Origin of the sequence: Nannocystis pusilla (assembly GCF_026626665.1) — a bacterium.
Classification (GTDB): Bacteria; Myxococcota_A; Polyangia; order Nannocystales; family Nannocystaceae; genus Nannocystis; species Nannocystis pusilla.
Map to the genome: position 1 here is coordinate 5,478,871 of NZ_JAPNKE010000002.1, position 19,628 is coordinate 5,498,498.

At 72.8% G+C, this 19,628-nt stretch carries 13 protein-coding genes and 2 pseudogenes; 8 read left to right on the forward strand and 7 right to left on the reverse strand.

Annotated features, from left to right (window positions below; genetic code table 11):
- Positions 1-355 precede the first annotated feature (355 nt).
- From OV079_RS58485 to OV079_RS24380, 5 genes and pseudogenes are all read left to right on the forward strand, one after another.
- Positions 356-835, forward strand: a pseudogene (locus tag OV079_RS58485) (FG-GAP repeat protein); the annotation flags it as partial.
- Positions 836-864: 29 nt separating this feature from the next.
- Positions 865-1,356, forward strand: coding sequence for an FG-GAP repeat protein (locus OV079_RS58490; RefSeq protein WP_420829537.1), 492 nt, complete (start codon positions 865-867; stop codon positions 1,354-1,356).
- Complete coding sequence (locus OV079_RS24370; protein WP_267771247.1) at positions 1,316-1,549, forward strand: hypothetical protein; 234 nt, start codon at positions 1,316-1,318, stop codon at positions 1,547-1,549. The genes OV079_RS58490 and OV079_RS24370 overlap by 41 nt, the downstream gene beginning before the upstream one ends.
- Positions 1,550-1,665: 116 nt before the next feature.
- Complete coding sequence (locus OV079_RS24375) at positions 1,666-1,881, forward strand: hypothetical protein (protein WP_267771248.1); 216 nt, start codon at positions 1,666-1,668, stop codon at positions 1,879-1,881.
- A 364-nt stretch (positions 1,882-2,245) separates the two neighbouring features.
- Positions 2,246-4,168: a hypothetical protein gene (locus OV079_RS24380; protein ID WP_267771249.1), complete on the forward strand. Its 1,923-nt coding sequence runs from the start codon at positions 2,246-2,248 to the stop codon at positions 4,166-4,168.
- A 330-nt stretch (positions 4,169-4,498) separates the two neighbouring features.
- On the opposite strand, the gene OV079_RS24385 is transcribed toward OV079_RS24380, so the two are convergent.
- The 3 genes from OV079_RS24385 to OV079_RS24395 all read right to left on the reverse strand — a co-directional run bounded on the left by OV079_RS24385 (position 4,499) and on the right by OV079_RS24395 (position 8,745).
- On the reverse strand, positions 4,499-5,254 hold the full coding sequence (locus OV079_RS24385; protein ID WP_267771250.1) for a tetratricopeptide repeat protein: 756 nt from the start codon (positions 5,252-5,254) through the stop codon (positions 4,499-4,501).
- 74 nt (positions 5,255-5,328) lie between these two features.
- On the reverse strand, positions 5,329-6,840 hold the full coding sequence (locus OV079_RS24390) for a hypothetical protein (protein WP_267771251.1): 1,512 nt from the start codon (positions 6,838-6,840) through the stop codon (positions 5,329-5,331).
- A 213-nt stretch (positions 6,841-7,053) separates the two neighbouring features.
- Positions 7,054-8,745, reverse strand: coding sequence for a vWA domain-containing protein (locus tag OV079_RS24395; protein ID WP_267771252.1), 1,692 nt, complete (start codon positions 8,743-8,745; stop codon positions 7,054-7,056).
- Between the two features lie 293 nt (positions 8,746-9,038).
- On the opposite strand from OV079_RS24395, the gene OV079_RS24400 reads away from it, so the two are divergent.
- The 3 genes from OV079_RS24400 (at position 9,039) to OV079_RS24410 (ending at position 13,125) form a co-directional block, all read left to right on the forward strand.
- Positions 9,039-9,650, forward strand: coding sequence for an RNA polymerase sigma factor (locus OV079_RS24400; RefSeq protein WP_267709725.1), 612 nt, complete (start codon positions 9,039-9,041; stop codon positions 9,648-9,650).
- A 6-nt stretch (positions 9,651-9,656) separates the two neighbouring features.
- On the forward strand, positions 9,657-10,787 hold the full coding sequence (locus OV079_RS24405; protein ID WP_267771253.1) for a serine/threonine-protein kinase: 1,131 nt from the start codon (positions 9,657-9,659) through the stop codon (positions 10,785-10,787).
- Positions 10,788-10,860: 73 nt separating this feature from the next.
- Positions 10,861-13,125: a hypothetical protein gene (locus OV079_RS24410; RefSeq protein ID WP_267771254.1), complete on the forward strand. Its 2,265-nt coding sequence runs from the start codon at positions 10,861-10,863 to the stop codon at positions 13,123-13,125.
- Positions 13,126-14,310: 1,185 nt separating this feature from the next.
- On the opposite strand, the gene OV079_RS24415 is transcribed toward OV079_RS24410, so the two are convergent.
- The 4 genes and pseudogenes from OV079_RS24415 to OV079_RS24430 all read right to left on the reverse strand — a co-directional run bounded on the left by OV079_RS24415 (position 14,311) and on the right by OV079_RS24430 (position 19,617).
- Positions 14,311-15,303, reverse strand: a complete 993-nt coding sequence (locus tag OV079_RS24415) for a serine/threonine-protein kinase (RefSeq protein WP_267771255.1) — start codon at positions 15,301-15,303, stop codon at positions 14,311-14,313.
- A gap of 49 nt (positions 15,304-15,352) precedes the next feature.
- Positions 15,353-15,763: pseudogene (locus OV079_RS58495) on the reverse strand (GAF domain-containing protein); the annotation flags it as partial.
- 714 nt (positions 15,764-16,477) lie between these two features.
- Positions 16,478-17,758, reverse strand: a complete 1,281-nt coding sequence (locus tag OV079_RS24425) for a tetratricopeptide repeat protein (protein ID WP_267771256.1) — start codon at positions 17,756-17,758, stop codon at positions 16,478-16,480.
- Positions 17,737-19,617 carry a serine/threonine-protein kinase gene (locus OV079_RS24430; RefSeq protein ID WP_267771257.1) on the reverse strand — a complete coding sequence of 627 codons (1,881 nt, stop codon included), beginning with the start codon at positions 19,615-19,617 and terminating at the stop codon, positions 17,737-17,739. Before OV079_RS24430 ends, OV079_RS24425 begins: the two co-directional genes overlap by 22 nt.
- Between the last annotated feature and the right edge of the window lie 11 nt (positions 19,618-19,628).

Here is a 19,628-nt window from a genome sequence, read left to right on the forward strand (position 1 = left end):
GCTGTCCCCTGCCCGCCGAACCGGGCGATGCCACCGCCACGATGGAGGAGTCGACGAGCGACGCGAGCTCGAGCACCGGAGGGCAAGAGTCGTCGATCACCGAGTCGATCCTCACGACGGCGAACGCGGAAGAGCCCACGACCGGCAGCACCGGCGACAGCACCGGGGCCGAGGCCGAGTTCCTCCGGCCGCGCCGTACCTCTACATCGATTACTCGCCGATCAAGCGCTTCCAGTTCTCGTGGAAGCCGGTCGCCAGTGCCGACTACTATCAACTGCTCGAGCGCCCCTACCCCGAGACCCCCGAATGGTCACAGTTGGGGCCAGATGTGGTCGGGACTTCGACCACCTGGTCGATGCCCATCCACCTGCGCCTCTCGGCCGCCTACAAGCTCCGCGCCTGCAACCAAGCGGGCTGCAGCGAGTCGGACCCCGTGCAGGTCGACCCGAGAGTCGACGACGCGATCGGCTACTTCAAGGCCTCCAACGCGGAGAGCGGCGACTACTTCGGTGCCGGCGTCGCCATCTCCGCGGACGGCACCACCATGGTCGTCGGAGCCATGCTCGAGGACAGCGGCGCGCACGGCATCAACGGCGACGAGCTTCACAACTACGCGCCCGACAGCGGCGCCGCCTACGTGTTCGTACGCGATGGCGATGCGTGGAAGCAGCAGGCCTACCTCAAGTCGTTCAACACCGACGCCGAGGACTGGTTCGGCGAGGTAGCCATCTCCGCGAACGGCGACACCATCGCCGTCGGAGCTCCTCAGGAGGACAGCGCGGCGACCGGAATCGGCGGTAACTGCAACGACAACACGGCAGAGGACTCGGGCGCGGTCTACGTGTTCGAGCGCGAGGCCGGGACATGGTCGCAGACGGCGTACATCAAGGCGAGCAACACTCAGTCGACTGCAGATCTGGCCGGTCACTCGCTCTGTCTGCTGATGGCAAAACCCTCGTGGCCGGCGCCCCCTACGAGGATAGTGCCGCCACTGGCGTCGACGGGGATCCGCGGCAGGGCGTCGCCGAAAACTCCGGCGCGGCCTATGTCTATTATCGTGATGAAGGTGGATGGACGCAACGCGCCTATCTCAAGGCATCCAACTCAGGTTCGGGAGATCATTTCGGCCACGCCGTCGCGCTCTCCGGGGACGGCACCACGCTCGCGGTGGGCGCGATGTACGAGCGCAGCAAGTCCGCCGGGATCAACGGCGATCAGCTCGACGACTCGGTGATGTCGGGCGCGGCCTATGTTTTCACGCTCAAGGACGCGCTATGGTCGCAACAAGCGTACATCAAGGCTTCTGAATCCGGGCATGTCCGGCAGCTTCGGCGAATCCATCGCGCTCGCGTCTGACGGTGCCACGCTAGCCGTCGGTGCGTCCCTCGAGTCCTCCGCTTCCATCCAGATCGACGGGGATCAGTGGAACGACAAGGCCTTCGCCGCAGGGGCCGTCTATATGTTCTCGCGCGCGGGCCAGACCTGGCAACAGGACGCCTACCTCAAGGCCCCGAACGCGGAGGCCGTGGATGTCTTGGAAGAGAGCTAGCGCTGTCCGGAGACGGCAGCGTTCTTGCAGTTGGAGCCGAGAATGAGGACGGCGGGGGTGCGGGCAGCTTCGCCGACCCGTTCGATAACACCGGCTCGGACTCGGGCGCCGCCTACGTGTTCACGCGCCAGGGCGAGGCCTGGACGTTCCGGCATTATCTTAAAGCGCCGAACTCGCAGAGCGAATACCTGTTCGGCGCGGCCTTGGACATGACGGCCGATGGTAGCACGCTGGTTATCGCCGCTTTCCACGAGATGAGCACCACTACCGGCATCGGAGGAGATCAGCACGACACGGCAGGCTCGATGGTCGGTGCGGTGTATATGTATTGAACAGCCCCAAGCAACTTCTTCGCATCGGGCACGGCCGCGCCGACATTCCTGTCGGACGCGGCCGTTCATGCGTGCAGTGGATTGTTGTTCCGATGACCTGGCTCACACCAACCTCGATATCCGTCGCGGTCTCGGCGCGTGACGACGGCCTCTCGACCGTCACCAGCGAGTCAGCTTTGAAAGACGCCGCGCCTTCTCGCTGGAGCGGATCCAGCGGCAGCGCTAGCTAGCCCCATGCCCGCACCCAAGTCCAGAACCCAACCGCGGTTGGGGCCGCCAACCAGGCCTGCCCCGCGAGGCGGTGCAAGCCCTGAAAACACAGCCCGGCGGCCCTGGCACGGCGCTTGCCTAGACCTCGCCCATCATGTCACGCCGCGCCCGCCTCTATCCGCTCCTCACGCTCTGCGCCCTCGGTTGCCCCCTGCCCGCCGAACCGGGCGACGCCACCGCCACGATGGACGACTCGACGAGCGACGCGAGCTCGAGCACCGGGGCCGAAGAATCGTCGACCGGCCAGTCGTTCCCGACGACGATCGCCGAAGACCCGACCACCACCGGCAGCACCGACGACAGCACCGGCACCGGGGACGAGGCCCAGTTTCCTCCGGCCGCCCCGAGCCTCTACATCGACTACTCGCCGATCAAGCACTTCGAATTCGTGTGGGCTCCGGTCGCCGGCGCCGAGTACTATCAACTGCTCGAGCGCCCCTATCCCGAAGTTCCCGGCTGGTCGCAGCTCGGAGACGACCTTCTCGAGGCCTCGGTCACCTTGTCGATGCCGATCCACCTGCGCCTCGCGGCCGAATATTCGGTCCGCGCGTGCAATCAAGCCGGCTGCAGCCAGTCGGAGCCTGTCCAGGTCGATCCGGGGGTCGACGGCGCGATCGGCTACTTCAAGGCCTCCAACGCCGAGAGCGGCGATTACTTCGGCCTCAGCCTCGCCATCTCGGCGGACGGCACGACCATGGTCGTCGGGGCCCCGTACGAGGACGGCGGCGCCCACGGGATCGATGTCGATCAGTTCGACAATCCGCGTGTCGATGCCGGTGCCGCATACGTGTTCGTGCGCGAGGGCGACACCTGGAAGCAGCAGGCTTACCTCAAGTCCTTCAACCCGGACGCGGAAGACGGCTTCGGCGCGGTCGCCATCTCCGGGAACGGCGACACCATCGCTATCGGCGCTCAGTACGAGGACAGCGCGGTGACGGGCATCGGCGGTGATCCGAGCGACAACAGCGGGCGGAGTTCGGGCGCGGTCTACATGTTCGAGCGCAAGGACGGCGCGTGGTCGCAGACCGCGTACATCAAGGCGAGCAACACCGAGTCCTATGCCCACTTCGGCGACCGGGTGGCGCTCTCCCTAGACGGCAACACCCTCGCGGTCGGCGCCCCGAACGAGAGCAGCGCCGCCACAGGTATCGACAGCAATCCCTGGAAAGGCGTCACCGAGGACTCCGGCGCCGTATATGTCTATTCGCGTGACGGCGGCGCCTGGGACCAGCGTGCGTACCTCAAGGCGTCGAACACGGGCAAGTGGGACGGCTTCGGCAGCGCACTCGCGCTCTCCGCCGACGGCACGACCCTCGCGGTGGGTGCGAGTCATGAGGAGAGCAAGTCCGCGGGGATCAATGGCGACCAAACCGACAACTCGCTGGCTTCCGGCGCGGTCTACATGTTCACCGTGAAAGACGGCGCATGGTCGCAGCAAGCGTACATCAAGGCGTCGAATCCGGGCGAGTCGGATAGCTTCGGCTTTAGCGTCGCGCTCGCCAGCGATGGCGACACCCTGGCGGTCGCGGCGCCCTCGAAGGATCTGGTTGCCAGCGAGTTCGACGGCGACCAGCCGAACGCCGGGGCCCTCTACGTGTTCTCGCGCCAGGGACAAGTTTGGCAGCAGGAAGCCTTCTTGAATGCACCGAACGCGAAGGAAGGAGACTACTTTGCAGGTGCAATCGCGCTGTCCGGAGACGGAAGCATCCTCGTCGCGGGAGCCTCGGGTGATGACGGCGGCGGGGCCGGAAGTTTCGCCGACCCGACCGACAAGTCAGGAGAAGCTTCCGGCGCTGCTCACGTATTCACTCGCGTGGCGGGTACCTGGACGCACCGGCACTCCCTCAAGGCGCCGAATTCGCACAATGACTGCCAATTCGGCGCGCAGGTCGGGCTCGCGGCCGACGGCAGCACGCTGGTGATCGGGACGGCGATCGAGCAGAGCAGCGCCACCGGTATCGGGGGCGATCAACACGCTCTGACAGGCACCCAGATCGGCGCCGTATACATGTATTGACGGGCCCGTCGCGCGCTGAGCTGAACGCTCAGGATGAGGCTGTCCAGGAATCTCCAACCGCACGGCGCCGAGCCTCTCGGCGCCATACGCTGCCAAGAGGCTCTTTGCAGAAACAGCGCATCCCATCAGCGCGCGTCGGCGCGACGTTCCGGTCCGATTCGCCTTTGGCTTTACTTCACACGTGGCGATCGATCCTCGCTTTTACTACGCCGATGAGTGGAACTCGAAGGTGCTGCGGAACACCCGTCGGTCCTCGGCGCCCCGTCCCAGGACGCGCACGCCGCTCAACTCCAGGCGCGAACTCGGTCGCTCCCGGAGCTCGGCATCGCGTCACGCCTCGCTACCGACGCGCTCGAGGAGTCGGCGGATGCCCGCGCGGATGAATTGCCCGTAGCCATCGTCGGCCAGCTCGCGCGCGGCTGTCAGCGCCTGTTCCGCGCATGCTCGAGCCCCTGCGAGATCGCCGACCACGCGGCGGGCCTCGCCGAGGTTCAGGTGCAGCGACGGATAGAATTCGCGCAGCGACAGGGCCGGGTGCAGGCGCTTCAACGCCGCGTCCGTCAGCCCCTCCGCGGCCTGCAGCGCCCGCTCGTCCCATTGCAGCACCGCGGCCGGATCGTCATGCGTGTCGGCGAGGTAATGCGCGAGCACGCAGCGGGCGGCCGGGTCGTCCGCGAGCTCGTGCCACAGCGCGAGCAGCTGCTCGCGCGCCCCTCCCCGATCGCCCGCGTGGAGCGCGGCGATCGCCACCTGGATCCGCTCGAGCCTCGCTTCGCCCCGTTCTTCAAATTGCTCGGCGAGCCGGCGCAGCTCGTCGGCCGACTCGTCACCGCGCAAGTTCAACGCCACGAGCGTGACGCCTTTTGCCCCTTGCCCCTGCTCCGCGCCCGCCTGCCACGGCCAGTCCTCGAGCTCGAGCGTCCAGTCGGTGACGCGCGCCTCGTGGACCCACCGGCCGCGGCCGGCGAGGCGCAGCGCATGGGCCGGCTCGGGCCAGTTCTCGTCGCCCGGGTCGAACACCAGCGCTCCGTCCGGCACCTCCGCCCAGGCGACCACGTCGCCGACCTCGTATGTCCGATCGGTCATGTCGCCCTCGTGCGCTCGACGATAGTCGAGGGCCCGGCCCCGGCGCCAGCCCTGCGCCGCGATCTCTTCTTCCCTCACTCGGTGTCGACGATCCACACTGCGATCTGCGCGTCGGGCAGCGTCGAGCGGGTCAGCAGCCACAGAGTGTCGTCGCCGACCACCGCGTCGACCACCAGCTCGCTGCGCTCGAAGCCGAGCGATCGCCGCCATGTCTCGGTGCGCAGCAGCGTGTCGGGTGCATTGGGGTCGGGCGCCAGCGTGCTCGCAACCAGCTCGCACGGCTGCTCGACGATCTCGCCGGCCTGCGCCTCGCAGCGGCACTTGTCGCACAGGCACAGGATGTCGAAGTAGCTGCCCTCCTGCCACGTGAGGCTCACCTCGTGGGGGCACTCGAGGTGCCACGCGCGCACCACCTCGGGTCCGTTCTGCAGGCCGACGCCCCACGCCTCGGCGCGCGACTCGACGCACGGCGGCGCCGCCCCGCAGCCGCCGGCGCAGGTCGGCGTCGGGCATTCGACCGTCACGCCGCCGAGGATCTCCTCGTAAAGCCACGGCTCGCCCGCGACCAGGCGCGTCGGCTCGCCGAGGTCGCGCTCGGTCATCACCACTCCGTGCGCGCCGTCGCCGAAGGACGAGAGCACCGCGGTCAACGGCCGGCCCGCCGCGAAGTCGCCGATCCGCACCCGCGGCGCGCCGGGCTGGTCGGCCGGGGCCTCGAGGTCGCGCACGAACAGAAACGTCCCGTCGAGCTCGCCCGAGAACTGCGACCAGCTCATCTTCAGCGCGCCGGCGACCTCGTGCAGCCAGATCGTCCACGCCTCGGCGCCGACGATCAGCGGCTGCTCGACGCGCCCGCCGGGCAAGTCGTACAGCGCGCGGATGTCGGTCTCGCCGACGGTGAAGTACGCCATCGGCACGTCGTCGGGGCGCGTGCGGGTGCCGAGGAACCACTGGATGTCGTCGCGCACCGCCGTCGGGACCGAGTAGCCTTCCGGATCGATCTCCGCGTGCGGCGGATAGAGGATCGTCGGCGGGTTCTGCCCGTCCTGGAACCATAGCTCGATCTGCCCGTCCTGCCGCGGCATCAGCTCGCCCGAGCGCCCGCCGAACGTGTTCTCCGTGACCCACATGTCCGCGAAGGCGCTGCCCTGCGCGGTCAGCAGGAACGCCTCGTGCTGGATGCCGAAGGTCGGCACCGCCTGCGTCTGCACGTACAGCGCGGCGTCGCCGAGCGGTGCCGCTGCCAGGTGGGGGTAGAACGCGGCGCCGTCGCACTCGAGGCGCATGACGCCGCGGATCTCGCAATCCTCCGCGCCGGCGCAGGCGGCCTCGTGCAGCTCCAAAGCGGGGATCAATTGACAGCGCTGGATCGGCGCCGGCCCCGGCGGGATGCCGGTGGTCGGCTGCTCGCCGGTGTCGCTGCTCGTCGTGCCGGCGGTGCTGCCGGTCGTCGTCGGCGCCAGCGTCGTCTCCGGCGGCGCGCCGCTCGTCGAGGTCGTGCTCGTCGTCGCGGTCGCCGCATCAGTGGTGGCGTCGGTGTCGAACTGGGCCAGGTCGACGCAGCCGGCGGCGAGCATTACTGGCATGACCCGAGCGACATGTCTCAAAAGACATACAAAAATCACGGGCCGGACGCGCGGGTGGGGCGAGCTGAATAGAGGCATCGCCGTAACATAGTAAGCACACCCGGCGGCCGGCCCGCGAGCCGCGCTCGGGCCGCCGTGGCGGCGATCACCGAGCCCGGGCAAAATCGGGCGCAGATTCGTATGTCCTTGCGGGTCGGTGTAGGGCCCCGGCGATCACCGGGCGAGGCCGGGCGCAGATTCGTAGGTCCTTGCGGCTCCGTGTAGGCCGGCGGCCCCGGCCATCTGGGCAGAATCGGGCGAGGATTCGTATGCCCTTGCGGGTCGGTGTAGGGCCGCGGCCCCGGCGGGGACGCGGCCACCTACAATGTTCATAGCAGCGGCAATCACCGGACCGCGCGTCAGAGCGCCTGCAGGATCTGGCGGATCTCGACCAGGTCGGCGTCGCCGGGCAGGGCCGCCTCGGCGCGCTCCAGGGCCGCGAAGGCCGGTTCGAGCACGTCGGTGGTGGTCACCGCCTCGCGCACGGACTTGAGCGCCTCGGCGTACTCGAACACTGCCGCGCCCTTCGAGCATGGGCGACTCCGCGGCCAGCACCTCGCCGAGCTGCAGCGAGACCTCGACCTCGCGCTCGGCGAAGGTCACCGCGTCCTTCCACTGGGCGACCACGGTGAACGCGGAGTTGGGGTCGAACTCGGCCGGGGCGCAGGTCTCGATCGTCTGGTGGAACACCATCGCGTCGTTCGGCGCCAGATGCTGCGGCTCGATCGCGGCCGGGTCGGCGGAGTACTCCTCGCCGCTGAACTTGACGATCGAGAAGCCGGGCGGCATCTCGAGGCGCACGCGCACGTCGCGGGCGGCGACCGCCATCGTCTGGACGAACCGCTCGCCGAACATCCGCCGCGCCTCCTCGGCCGAGGGGATGAACAGCGAGGCGCCGCGGCCGACGTCGGTGACGACGTCCATCAGCGAGTCGTTGTAGGTGTCCGGGTAGCCGACGCCGACGCCGACCAGGTAGATGCCCTCCTGGTCCTGCGCGCCCGCGCCCTGAGAGATGATCTGGTGGTCGGTGACGCCCGCGTTCGCGCCGCCGTCGCTGACCAGCACCACGCGGTTGAGCTTGCCCGCCTCGAAGTGCTTTTGGGCGAGCTCGTAGCCGGCCGTCAGCCCGCCGTTGAGGTCGGTGCCGCCGCCCGCGGCGAGGCCGTCGCACACCGCGACGAGCGCCGGATCGTCGGCGCCCGTGACCGCGTGGCCCGACAGCTTGATCGCGTTCTCGGTGTCCCAGCCGACCACCGAGACGACGTCGCCGGCGCGCAGGCTGCCGGCGATCTCGCGGCACACCGCCTTCTGCATGTCCATCGGCAGGCCGTCCATCGAGCCCGACTCGTCGAGCACGAGGGTGACGTTCATCAGCCGCCGGTCGGCGTTGCCGATCGCCTCGCCGGCGACGCCGATCTGCATGACGTACTGGCCCTCCGGCATGCCGTCGACGCGCGTCAGCTCGGGCGTCACCGTGACCTGGCCGGGCTCGGCCGTCGGGTACTTGAACGAGTAGTAGTTGAGGAACTCCCACGTCCGCAGCGGCACGCCGCCGAGGCTGCGGCCGCTCAGGATCGCCTCGCGCGCCTGCACCGGCGACGACGTCGAGTTCGAGTCGTCGGGCGACAGGAAGAGCGTCACCGGCGTCTCCATGTCACAGGCCGGACCGTCGCCCGCCTGCGCCTCGTCCGGCATCTGCTTCGGCGTCGGGTCCTCTTCGGGCTCGCCCCAGCCGTCGTAGCCACCGACGCCGGCAGCGTCGTCGCCGCAGGCGCCGGTGAGCGCGGCCAGCAGCGGAAGGATGATCAGCGCGCCCCGTCGACCGGCGCGCGCAAGTGCAGTGCAATCAAGGTGTAAGCCAAGCATGTTCGCCCCTCCTCCGCGGAGTAACCGCGGCGGCCGGGCGAATTGCAGGGCGCGAGAAAAAACCGCCGCGAGGCCGCCGACGCGCGCGGCGGCTCCGGCCCGCCGCCGGCGTGCGGCACCGCGGAGCCGACCACTCGTTCTCGAGCCACAGCAGGCTGGGGAAGGCCGTCGGTCGAGGCCGTTGCTGCCGGCCTCGGCCGGAGCGGCCCGGGGACCGCACGGCCCGCGGGCGCGGGGGACGCTCCGGGGCGCTTCTTGCGGGTCGGCGCGCCGGTCTGTTACGGTAAACGGCGGTGGCGGACGCCAGCGATTCGCAGCTGCTCACGGCCTGGCGCGGCGGCGATCAGGCGGCCGGCGAGGCCCTGTTCGCCCGGCACTTCGCGTCGATCGCCCGCTTCTTCCGCAACAAGATCCACGGCGACATCGAGGAGCTGATCCAGCGGACCTTCCTCGGCTGTCTCGAAGGACAGCAGCGGTTCAGCGGCGAGGGCAGCTTCCGCGGGTTCTTGTTCGGGATCGCGCGCAACGTGCTGTACAACCAGCTGCGGACGAACCACCGCCACGGCGCGCCGCTCGACCTCGACGAGGTGTCGCTGTGCGAGCTGGGCCCGACGGCCAGCGCGGTGGTGGCCAAGGAGCAGGAGGAGCAGCTGCTGCTCGACGCCCTGTTCCGCCTGCCGCTGGCCCACCAGCTTGTGATCGAGCTGTTCTACTGGGAGGAGCTCAGCGTCGCCGAGATCGCCGAGGCGCTGGGGGTGCCGGTCGGTACCGCGGCGACCCGGCTGCGCCGCGCCCGGCAGCTGCTCGAGGAGCAGATGGCGATGCTGACCAGCTCGCAGGCGGTGCGCGAGCGGATCCCGTTCGGCTTCGAGACGTGGGCCCGCAACCTGCGGGCCCAGCAGTAGGCCGCCATGGACCCGGAGCGCCCAGGCCCGCGCCCCGGCGCGCTGTCGGACCTCGAGGCGAAGCTGCTGGCGGCGAAGGTCGGCGGGCGCCTGTTCCAGCGGCCGGCCGAGCCGGTGCAGCTCGGCCGCTACCGCCTGCTCGGGCGGCTCGGCCAGGGCGGGATGAGCGTGGTGTTCCGCGCCCAGGACCCGCAGCTCCGCCGCGAGGTCGCGGTCAAGCTGCTGCACTCGCCGCGCGGCCAGCCCGACCCCGAGCAGCTGGCCCGCCTGCGCCGCGAGGCCCAGGCGCTGGGCCGCCTGTCGCACCCCAACGTGGTCCAGGTGTTCGAGATCGGCGAGGCCGACGGGCAGTCGTTCGTGGTGATGGAGCTGGTGCGCGGGGCGACCCTGCGCGAGTGGCTGCAGGCCCGCCCGCGGACGCTGGCGGAGGTGGTGGCGATGGTGTCGCAGGCCGGCCGCGGGCTGGCGGCCGCGCACGCGGCGGGCATCATCCACCGCGACCTCAAGCCGGAGAACGTGCTGGTCGGCGAGGACGGGCGCGCCCGCGTGGTCGACTTCGGGCTGGCGCGCGCCAACCCGGGCGCGGCGGACACGTCGACGGGCAGCCTCGACGCGCCGCTGACCAAGTCGGGCACGGTGCTGGGGACGCCGGCCTTCATGGCCCCCGAGCAGCTGCGCGACCCTGGCCGCGCCGACGCCCGCTCGGACCAGTTCAGCTTCTGCGTGATGGCCTACGAGGCGCTGCTCGGCGAGCGCCCGTTCGAGGACCTGGCGGCGGTGGCCGCGGGTCGGCTGCGCCCGCCCCCGCCGGGGACGCCGGTGCCGGCCCAGCTGCGCGAGGCGCTGCTCCGCGGGCTGCGGACCGACCCGGCCGAGCGCTGGCCGACGATGGACGCGCTGCTGGCCGCGCTGACGGCCGCCGACGGCGAGGCGACGGCCGGACCCCGGCGGCGGCGCTGGCTGATCGGGGCCGGGGCGCTGGCGCTCGCGGTGACGGCCGTGCTGGGGGGCGAGCCTGGTCGGCCCACCGCGAGGCGCGGGCGACCGAGGCGCAGGCGGCCGCGCTCGAGCAGCGGCTGGCCCGGCTGCTGGCGGCCGGGGAGGTCACGGCGGCCGACGTCCTGCTGGCGGACGTGAGCGAGGCGCAGGCCGGCCGGGCCTGGGCGAGCTGGGCCCGGCTGCTCGAGCAGGCTCGGGGCGGCCCACCGGCGTGGCGTGGGCCCACGCGTACGTGTTCGCGGGCGCGGACGCGCAGGCCCGCCGCGAGGCGCTGCTCGGGCTGGCCCGCGCGGCCGCGGCGACGCGCGACCAGGGGCGCCCGCGCGCGCCAGGGCTCGGGAGCGTGCGCGCGGGCGCGCTTCCCGATGCATCCGGACCGTCCTCTACGCGCGCCGACGCGCCTCCCGGCGCCGCGGAGCCGGCTGCCGCGCGCGCCCCCGCGCTTCCCGGCGCCGCGGAGCCGGCTGCTGCGCGCGCCCACGCGCTTCCTGGCGCCCTGGAGCCCACGTCCCAGCGCGCCGACGCGCCTCCCGACCCGGCCGGGGTGCTGGCGCTGATCGGCGTCGAGGCGCCCGAGCTGCTCTCCACCCCCGAACTGGCGCCGCTGCACGCCGCGACCCGGGCCGTGGGGTCTCCCGCGCGTCCGGCGGGCCCGCGACCCGACCTCGAGGGGCTCGCACGGCAGCTCGCCGACGCCGCTGCGCCGCACGAGGTCGTCGCCCTGGCGCGGGCGGGGCTGCTCGACCTGGCGGCGGCGACCCTGCTGACCCTCGCGGGCCGGGCGGAGGCGCCGACGCGGGCCCGCTGGCGACTCGCCGCGGCGACGCTCGTCGCGGCCGTCGACGCCCCGCGGGCGCTGGCTCTGTGGACCGCCGCGGCGCAGGAGCCCACGGTCCGCGCGGCCGCGCTGGGCGAGCAGGCCGCGCTGCTCTCGCGCGACGGCCACATCGAGGCGGCCGCGACGGCCCTCGCGGCCCGGCTGGCCGAGACGGGCCTCGACGACGCGGCCCGGCGCGAGACCGAGGCGCTGCGCGACCGCCTGGCGGCGCTGCTGGACGCCCGCTCGCGGCTGCCGCCGCGCTTCGGCGAGACGGACGCGTGGATCGCCGTGGACCCGGCGGTGCTGCGCGGCGACCCCGTCGATCACGCGCTGGTCGTCGCCAGCGACACCGGCCTGCTCGCGGCCTGGTCGCTCGAGCTGCGCGCCGATCGCCTGCTCGTGGAAGCGGACCTCACGATGTCGTCGCCGACTCCCGGGGCCGCGTTCGCGATCGCGGTGACCGGCGCCGGGGCCGAGGCCCAGGTGGGCCTGCGCGTCGTGACCGGCGAGGACGAAGCAGCGGAGCTCGTGCTGACCTGCGGCGCCGCGCCCCGAACCGAGCGAGACGCCGCGAACCCCGACGCCGCGCCTTCCACCGACGCCGTCGCTCCCTCCCGCGACAGCGCGGCCGCCAGCGCTGCGCCTCCCTCGGACACAAGCGCTCCTCTTCATGGCGGCGCTGCAGCTCCCACCGACGCCAGCGCACCCCGCCGTGGTGCTGCAGCTCCCACCGACGCCGGCACTCCCCTCCGCGCCAGCGCTGCCTCGGCCACCGACGCCGGCGCTCCTCCTGGCGACGGCACTGCCCCCGACGTAGGCGTCCCGTCGCACGACACGCGCCTCGGCCCGGTGCCTGCCGATCCTGCCTCCGTCCCGCTGACCCTGCAGCTCGACCTCGACCTCGCCGCCGGAACCGCCACCTGTCGCGTCCGCGGCGCGGAGCGAACCACGCACGACATCGTCGCGCTGCCGGGTGCCTGGCGCGTGGGCCCGGCGACGCTCGAGCTGCGGGGCTCCGCGGCGCCGGCCGTCCCCATGCGGGTGCGCGTCCGCGGCGTCGAGCTGCTCGGCGCCACGCTCGGCGCTCACAGACTGGCCTCGCCGCTCCCGCGGGCCGCGGCGCTGCTGGTCGACGGCGATCCGCGGGCGGCCAGCGACCTGCTCGCGGGCCTCGCCACCCCGCGCGCCCGGCTGTGGCAGGCTATGGCGGCGATCCGGCTGCATCGCGGGCGCGACGTCGCGGCCCCGCTGGAGCGCGCCCTGGCCGACGAGCCGGCCCTCGAGCTCGAGCTGCAGCGATGGCTGCGGAGCGACCCCGACGGCCTCGCCCCTGCCCTGCGGCTCGCGCTGGGCGAGGCGCGCTACCTCCAGCTGTTCGCCCGCGCGTGGAGCCACGAGACCGCTGCCCCGCGCCTCTCGCCCGCGATCGTGCGTCGGCTGCTCGCCGAGCTCGACGGTCTCGACGAGCGCTGCGCCGGCGCCGGCGCGTGCGCCGAGCTGCACCGCGCGCACGGCCGGGCGCTGGCGCATATCGGCGAAGCCGCGCGGGCACGGCGGGCCTTCGAAGCCGCGCTCGCGGTCGCGCCGGCCGACGCCTCGGGCCGGGCGCTCGCCAGCCAGCTCGTCCTCGACCTCGCCCTGGTCAAGGCGCCGTGACCCGGCGCGCGGCATCCATCGCCCGCGGGCCCTCGCCGTGAGCTCCGCCGGCGCGCGATGCCGTCACTGCGGGCCCTCGGCGCGGGCCCCAGGCCGATGCGCGACGCGATGTCGTCGCCGCGAGCTCCAGCCGGTGCGCGACGCCCATGTCGTCGTCGCGGGCCCTCGCCGCGGGCTCCAGCCGCGACGCGTCGACCGCAGTTGACGGACCTGCACCCGCATGCTGTGCTTCCCACCGGCGATGCGCAGGACATTCTTATTATTAGGTCTTTGCGGCGGAGCGCTGCTGAGCGGCTGCGGTGACGACGGCAGCGGCGTCACCACCGGCGGGCAGATGATGTACACCACCCACGGCAGCGTCAGCGACGGCCTCAGCCCCGTGGGCGACGTCATCGCCGCCCCGGGCGACGGCGTGTTCGGCGTGCAGAGCGGCGGCGGGGTCGGACAGATCCGCGACGGCTGGACCGTCGAGTACCAGAAGCTCCTCGTCTCGCTCGGCACCGTCACCTTCACCACCGCCGCCGAGGGCGACGTCGAGGTCGCCGCCGACTTCGTCATCGACCTGCAGAGCCTGCCGGTCGGCGGCACCCTCCTCGAGCGCACCGACGTCCGCGAGCGCGCCAGCAAGGTCGCCTTCACCCTGCCGCAGGCGAGCGCGGGCCGGAGCCGGCCGCTGACGCCGTACACGCTCGAGCAGGAGGCGAAGCTGATGGTCGACGGCGGCTACGCGATCTACGTCGAGGGCACGATCGAGAAAGCCGACGGCATGTCGTGCAAGCCCGACGACCCCGCCGATTGCGTGCCTGCCCCGCTGATCCGCTTCCGCTGGGGCCTGCCGCACGGCGTGGCCTACGGCGATTGCGAATGGAACGACCCGACGGTCGCCAATCCGAGCGTGACGTTGACGTTCCCCGCGGTCGATTGGCTGCACACCGCTTTCGGCGGCGACAGCCCGACCCTGCGCGCGCAGTGGATCGCCGACGCCGACCTCGACCGCGACGGCGAGACCACCCTCGCCGAGCTGCAGAAGATCGACGCCGCCACCCTGCTGACGCGCCGCCGCGGCTACGACCTGTCCGGCGCCGTCGACCCGATCGCCACCGTCTACGACTTCCTGCGCGAGCAGACGCGCGCCCTCGGCACGCGCAATGGAGCCGCTGCGCCTCGGCGCAGAACCTCTGACCCTCAGCGCTCCTCGCGACCCGGCACGAACAGCGCGAGCGCGCCGGCCAGCGCGTCGACCGTGGCGAAGCGCTTGTGGCGGTCCTTCTGCAGGCAGCGCAGGACGATCTGTTCCAGGCCGGGCGGCAGGTCGGACCGCCACTGCGACAGGCGCGGCGGCTGGGCCGTCAGCACCTGGGCGCAGACCTCGGTCATCGACTCGGCCTCGAACGGCCGGATGCCCGCGAGCATCTCGAACAGGATGACCCCGAGCGACCACACGTCGCTGCGGACGTCCGTCGTCGTCGCCTCCACCAATTGCTCGGGCGACATGTAGTGCGGCGAGCCGGCGGTATCGAGCTCGGTCGCCGCGTCCCTCGGCGTCGCCTCGTCCGGCTGCCACGGCCGGGCCACCCCGAAGTCGAGGACCTTGACGATCGGCGGCCCGGCCTCGCTGCGCGCCAGGAACAGGTTCGACGGCTTCAGGTCGAGGTGGAGGATCCCCGCCGCGTGGACCTGCGCAACCCCGAGGCACGCCTGGTGCAGCAGGTCCGCCGCCTCGCCCGCCGGCAGGCTCCCGCGCCGCTCCAGCAGGGTGTCGAGGTCCGTCCCGAGGAGGCGCTCCATGACGATGAAGGGCGCCCCGTTGCCGAGGTTGCCGGCGTCGAGGATCTGCGTGACGTGATCGCCGTGGACGCGCATCAGCACGCGGGCCTCGCGGACGAATTTCTCGAGCATGTCGGCCTCGAAGCGGGCGTCGGGCAGCAGGAATTTGATCGCCACCGGGCGGTCGCTCTCGAGGTCGGTCGCGCTGACGACCAGGCCCATGCCGCCGACCCCGATGATGTCGCCGAGCCGGTACCGCCCCGCGATCGTGTCGAGCGGCAGCGGCGTGTCGCGGAGGACCTCGGTGAACACGGTGCGGCTGGACGAGGGCGAGCCCCGGAGCTCGGGCGGCAGGGCGGGTTGGGTCTTGAGCGCGGCCAGCCGGCGGCGCAGACGGAGCTCGTTGGACATGGCGGGCCAGCAGCGACAGCGCCTCGAGCTGCCTCGCGGACAGCTCGCGCGGGACGCGATCGATCACGCACAAGGTGCCGACGGCGACGCCCTCGTCGAGCACCAGCGGGACCCCGGCGTAGAAGCGAATGTGCGGCTCGCCGGTCACCAGCGGGTTGTCGGCGAAGCGCTCGTCCTTCGACGCGTCGGGGACCACCAGCGGGCGCGTCGGCGCGGCGATGGCGTGGGCGCAGAACGCCTGCTCGCGCGGCGTCTCCGCCACGTTCAGGCCGATCCGCGACTTGAACCATTGGCGCTTGTCGTCGATCAGGGTGACGAGCCCGATCGGCGTGTTGCACACCAGCGTGGCGATCCGCGCGACGTCGTCGTAGGCCGGCTCGGGCTCGCTGTCGAGGACGCCGCACCTCTCCAGCGCCTCGAGGCGCTGACGCTCATGGCTCGGCTCGGGCGGGAGCAACATACCGCCGCTCAGTGTACGGCACGCCCGCAGACCCCGGCAGCGCGCCGCGCTCGTGCCAGTCGCCCCGGCTCAGCCCGCACGCCCGCCTCGCCGCAATCGGGGCGGCGGACCACGACCCATGTTCCGACGGCGAGGAACGGCGTATTGATGGGAGTACGGCGACCATCGCCGGCGCGACTGCCTATTCGAGTTCTCATGTATCCCCTGAGTACGACGCCGGCGAGCCCGACGCCAGGCGCGCCGGCGCGCGCGCAGGCGGCTCGCGGCCGGATCGGCCCGCCGTGCCGCGGCGACCCCGCGGTGGACGAATCATCGCACTCGAATGCAGCGAGTCCGTAGCGAATGGCCGGTGACCGCCGCGCGCCGCGAGCAGCGCCGCGAATGGACCTGTCCGAAGAGACATGCCGATGCCGAGCCGCTCCACGGCCCGCCTCACCGCCGACAGCACCCCGCGATGCCGAGGTTCACGAGACCTGTCCGAAAAGACACCCGGCGACCGAACCGTCGCGCGACCCGGCACCTCCGCGAGCGCCGGCCTCACGAAGCCTGTCCGAAAAGACATCCCGCCACCGAGCCGCTTCCGCCCTGCGGGCGCCGCGGCCCGACGCCGACACCTCCGCGGCCGTCGGCCTCACGATGCCCGTCCGGAAGGACGTCCCGGACCCTGCTCGCCCCGCCGCCGCCAACACCTCGCGCGGCCGCTCCGCGGACCCGCTAGCGCTGCAGCCACGCCAGGACCGCGGCCAGCTCCTCGGCGAACGCCGAACCCTCTTCGCGCAGCGTCGCGGCTGCCTGTTCGGCCAGGTCGCGGCTGCGCGGCGGGTCGCTGGTGGCCAGGGCGCGGGCCAGGCGGAAGCGGGCCTCCGCGAGCTGGTGCCTGGCGATCCCGCCCTTGCTGCGGATCTGCACCGCCCGCTCGAGCAGCGGCGCCGCGGCCTCGGGTCGCTCGCGCGCCAGCTCGAGCTCGCCGAGGGCCACCAGCACCTCCGCGACCTCCGGCGTGTCGCGGCCGAGGCTCTCGCGGATCGCCAGCGCCTCGGTCAGGCTCGCCTCGGCCTCCGTGCGGGCGCCGCGGGCCAGGTGGGCCTCGCCGAGGCGCAGCAGCGACGTCGCGGTCGCCGGGTGCTTGCGCCCGCGGGCCCGCGCCGAGATCGCCAGCGCCCGCTCCAGCGTCGCCACCGCGGCGGCCGGGTCGCTGCGGCGCTGCAGCATCCCCAGAGTGTTGAGCAGCGGCGCCAGGTCGGGATGACTCGGCCCGAGCGCCTTCTCGGCCATCGCCGCCGCCTCGCTCGCCTGCGCCAGCGCCTGCTCGCGCTCGCCGCGGGCCGCCGACACCAGCGCCAGGTTGCGCAGCGAGCTGGCGATGTCCGGGTGGCCGGCAGGCAGCATGCGCTGCTGGATCGCCAGCGCCCGCTCGTGCAGCGCCTGCGCCTCCGCGTAGCTGCCGATCCGGTAGTTCAGCGTGCCCAGGCTGTCGAGGATCGCCACCACCTCGGGGTGCGACTCGTCGAGCTTGCGCTCGCGGATCTTCAGCACCCGCTGCAGCAGCTCGCGGGCCGCCAGGCGGTCGCCCTCGAGCAGGTCGAGCAGCCCGAGGTTCTGCAGCGTCACCGCCACGTCGAGGTCGCTCGGCCCGAGCTTGGCCTCGCGGATCGCCAGCGCCCGCGTCAGCAGGGCCCGCGCCTCGGCGTAGCGGCCGCGCACGTGCTGCAGGCGGCCGAGGTTGTTGAGCGCGGTCCCGACCTCGAGGTCGTCGGGGCCGAGCGCGTGCTCGGCGACCGCCACCGCCTCCTCGAGCAGCGGCAGCGCCGCGTCGTAGTTGCCGCGCTGCTGCTCGAGCAGGCCGAGGTTGTTGGCCGAGACCCCGACCGCCGGGTGGTCGGCGCCGAGGGCCTCGCGGCGGATCGCCAGCGCCCGCGTCTGCGCCGCCAGGGCCGCGTCGAGCGACTCGCGGGTGCGGTGGATCCCGCCGATCACGTCGAGCGCCACCGCCACCGTCGGGTGGTCGGGCCCCAGCAGCTCTCGCGGATCGCCAGCGCCTGCTCCATCTCCTTCAGCGCCAGCTCGTACTCGCCGCGCGACGCGTGCACCAGCGCCTCGTTCTGGGCCAGGCTCGCGCCCAGCAGCCCGCGCGCCTCGCCGAGCCGCTGGACGATCACCTCGGCCGGCAGGGCCCACTGCAGCGCCTCGGCCGCGCGGCTGCGGTCGCGGCCGATCGTGCCGACCAGCTGGATCGCCGCGCCGGCCGCCACCTCGTCGGCGCGCAGCGCCTCCGCCTCGACGTAGACCTGGCGCAGCGCCTCCTCGGCGCGGTCGAACGCGTCGCCGCACTCGGACAGGTCGGCCACCAGGTCGCGCGCCGCCACCACCAGCGGCGCGTGCGGCAGCGCCTCGGCCGCGGCCAACATCGCCTCGGCCTGCGGCAGCCCGCTGCAGTCGCCGGCCGCCAGGCGCCCGCGGGCCTGCTGCAGCTCGCGGCGCAGCGCGTGGACCCGCTCGCGCGTGGCCGCGTCGTCCGGCGGCGCCGGCATGCGCTCGAGGTAGCTCTTCTCGGCGCACGGCTCCAGCGGCGCCAGCCCGGCCGCCGCCGGCACCAGGCGCTGCACGTTCGCCGCCGAGTCGGCGGTGAACACCTCGAGCAGCGCCGCCAGCGTCTCGCGCTGCTCGTCCAGGCACGCCACCGACTGGCGGTACAGCGCCGGCGAGCGCGTCCCGTCGACCTCGGCCTCCGTGCACACCTGCGAGCGCAGCTCCGACCACGACCCCGCCCAGCGGTCGATCCGCGGCAGCGCCTTCTGGTACGACGACTCCGCGAACGGCGCCCCCGTGGCCAGCAGCGCCGCGTGCAGGGCCGCCTGGGCCCGCTCGTTCCAGACCTCCTCGATCTGCCGGCCCGCCGCCGCGCAACTCGCCACGCTGCGGGCCCGCAGCCCGAACACCCCCAGCGTCAGCAGCCCCGCCGCCAGCAGCCCGAACAGCAGCGGCCGCCGCCGCTGGCGCGAAAGCCCCCGCTCCAGCTCGGCCAGCAGCGCGTCCATCGACGGGAACCGCCGCGACGGCGAGCGCGACAGCCCGCGCTCCAGCACCTTGCCGAGCCACGCCGGCGCCCGCCGCTTGCCCTCCGGCGCCCGCGCCAGCGGCCCCTCGGTGACCGCGAACATCAGCTCGTGCACCGACTCGCCGCGGAACGGCCGCTCCTCGTACAGCGCCTCCCACAGCGCCACGCACAGCGCGAACTGGTCGGTGCGCGCGTCGACCTCGTCGTCCTGCCACTGCTCGGGGGCCATGTACGCCGGCGTCCCCAGCCGCGTCCCCGCGCGCGTCAGCCGGACATCGGTCGTGCTGGCGCGCAGGTCGCCCGGCAGGCTCGGCTCGCGCGACAGCCCGGCGAGCCCGGCGCGCGCCAGGCCGAAGTCCATCACCCGCACCCGCCCGTCGCCGTCGACCATCACGTTGTCCGGCTTGAAGTCGCGGTGGACCAGGTCGACCTTGTGCGCGGCCGCCAGTCCGCGGGCCGCCGCCGCGAACACCTCGACGATCTCGCGCAGCGAGCGAGGCCGCTGACGCAGCCACGTCCGCAGCGTCACCCCGTCGACGAACTCCATGGCGATGAAGACCTCGGCCTCCTCGCCCTCGCCCACCACCCCGACGTCGTGGACCGCGACCACGTTGGGGTGGGCCAGCCGGGCCAGCGCCCGCGCCTCGCGGATCATCCGCGCCGCCTCGCCGGGGCTCGCGTCGGAGCGCAGCAGCTTGAGCGCGACCTTGCGGTCGAGCTCGGGGTCGTGCGCGGCGTAGACCGCCCCCATCCCGCCGGTGCCGAGCAGCGACAGGACCACGTAGCGCCCGACCACGTTGCCGCGCG

Excerpts from the sequence above, each read along its gene's own strand:
- OV079_RS58490 (WP_420829537.1), top strand. The coding sequence starts at position 865 with ATGGTCGCAGACGGCGTACATCAAGGCGAGCAACACTCAGTCGACTGC.
- OV079_RS24370 (WP_267771247.1), top strand. The coding sequence starts at position 1,316 with ATGTCCGGCAGCTTCGGCGAATCCATCGCGCTCGCGTCTGACGGTGCC.
- OV079_RS24380 (WP_267771249.1), top strand. The coding sequence starts at position 2,246 with ATGTCACGCCGCGCCCGCCTCTATCCGCTCCTCACGCTCTGCGCCCTC.
- OV079_RS24385 (WP_267771250.1), bottom strand. The coding sequence starts at position 5,254 with ATGACCGATCGGACATACGAGGTCGGCGACGTGGTCGCCTGGGCGGAG.
- OV079_RS24390 (WP_267771251.1), bottom strand. The coding sequence starts at position 6,840 with ATGCCAGTAATGCTCGCCGCCGGCTGCGTCGACCTGGCCCAGTTCGAC.
- OV079_RS24395 (WP_267771252.1), bottom strand. The coding sequence starts at position 8,745 with ATGCTTGGCTTACACCTTGATTGCACTGCACTTGCGCGCGCCGGTCGA.
- OV079_RS24405 (WP_267771253.1), top strand. The coding sequence starts at position 9,657 with ATGGACCCGGAGCGCCCAGGCCCGCGCCCCGGCGCGCTGTCGGACCTC.
- OV079_RS24415 (WP_267771255.1), bottom strand. The coding sequence starts at position 15,303 with ATGTCCAACGAGCTCCGTCTGCGCCGCCGGCTGGCCGCGCTCAAGACC.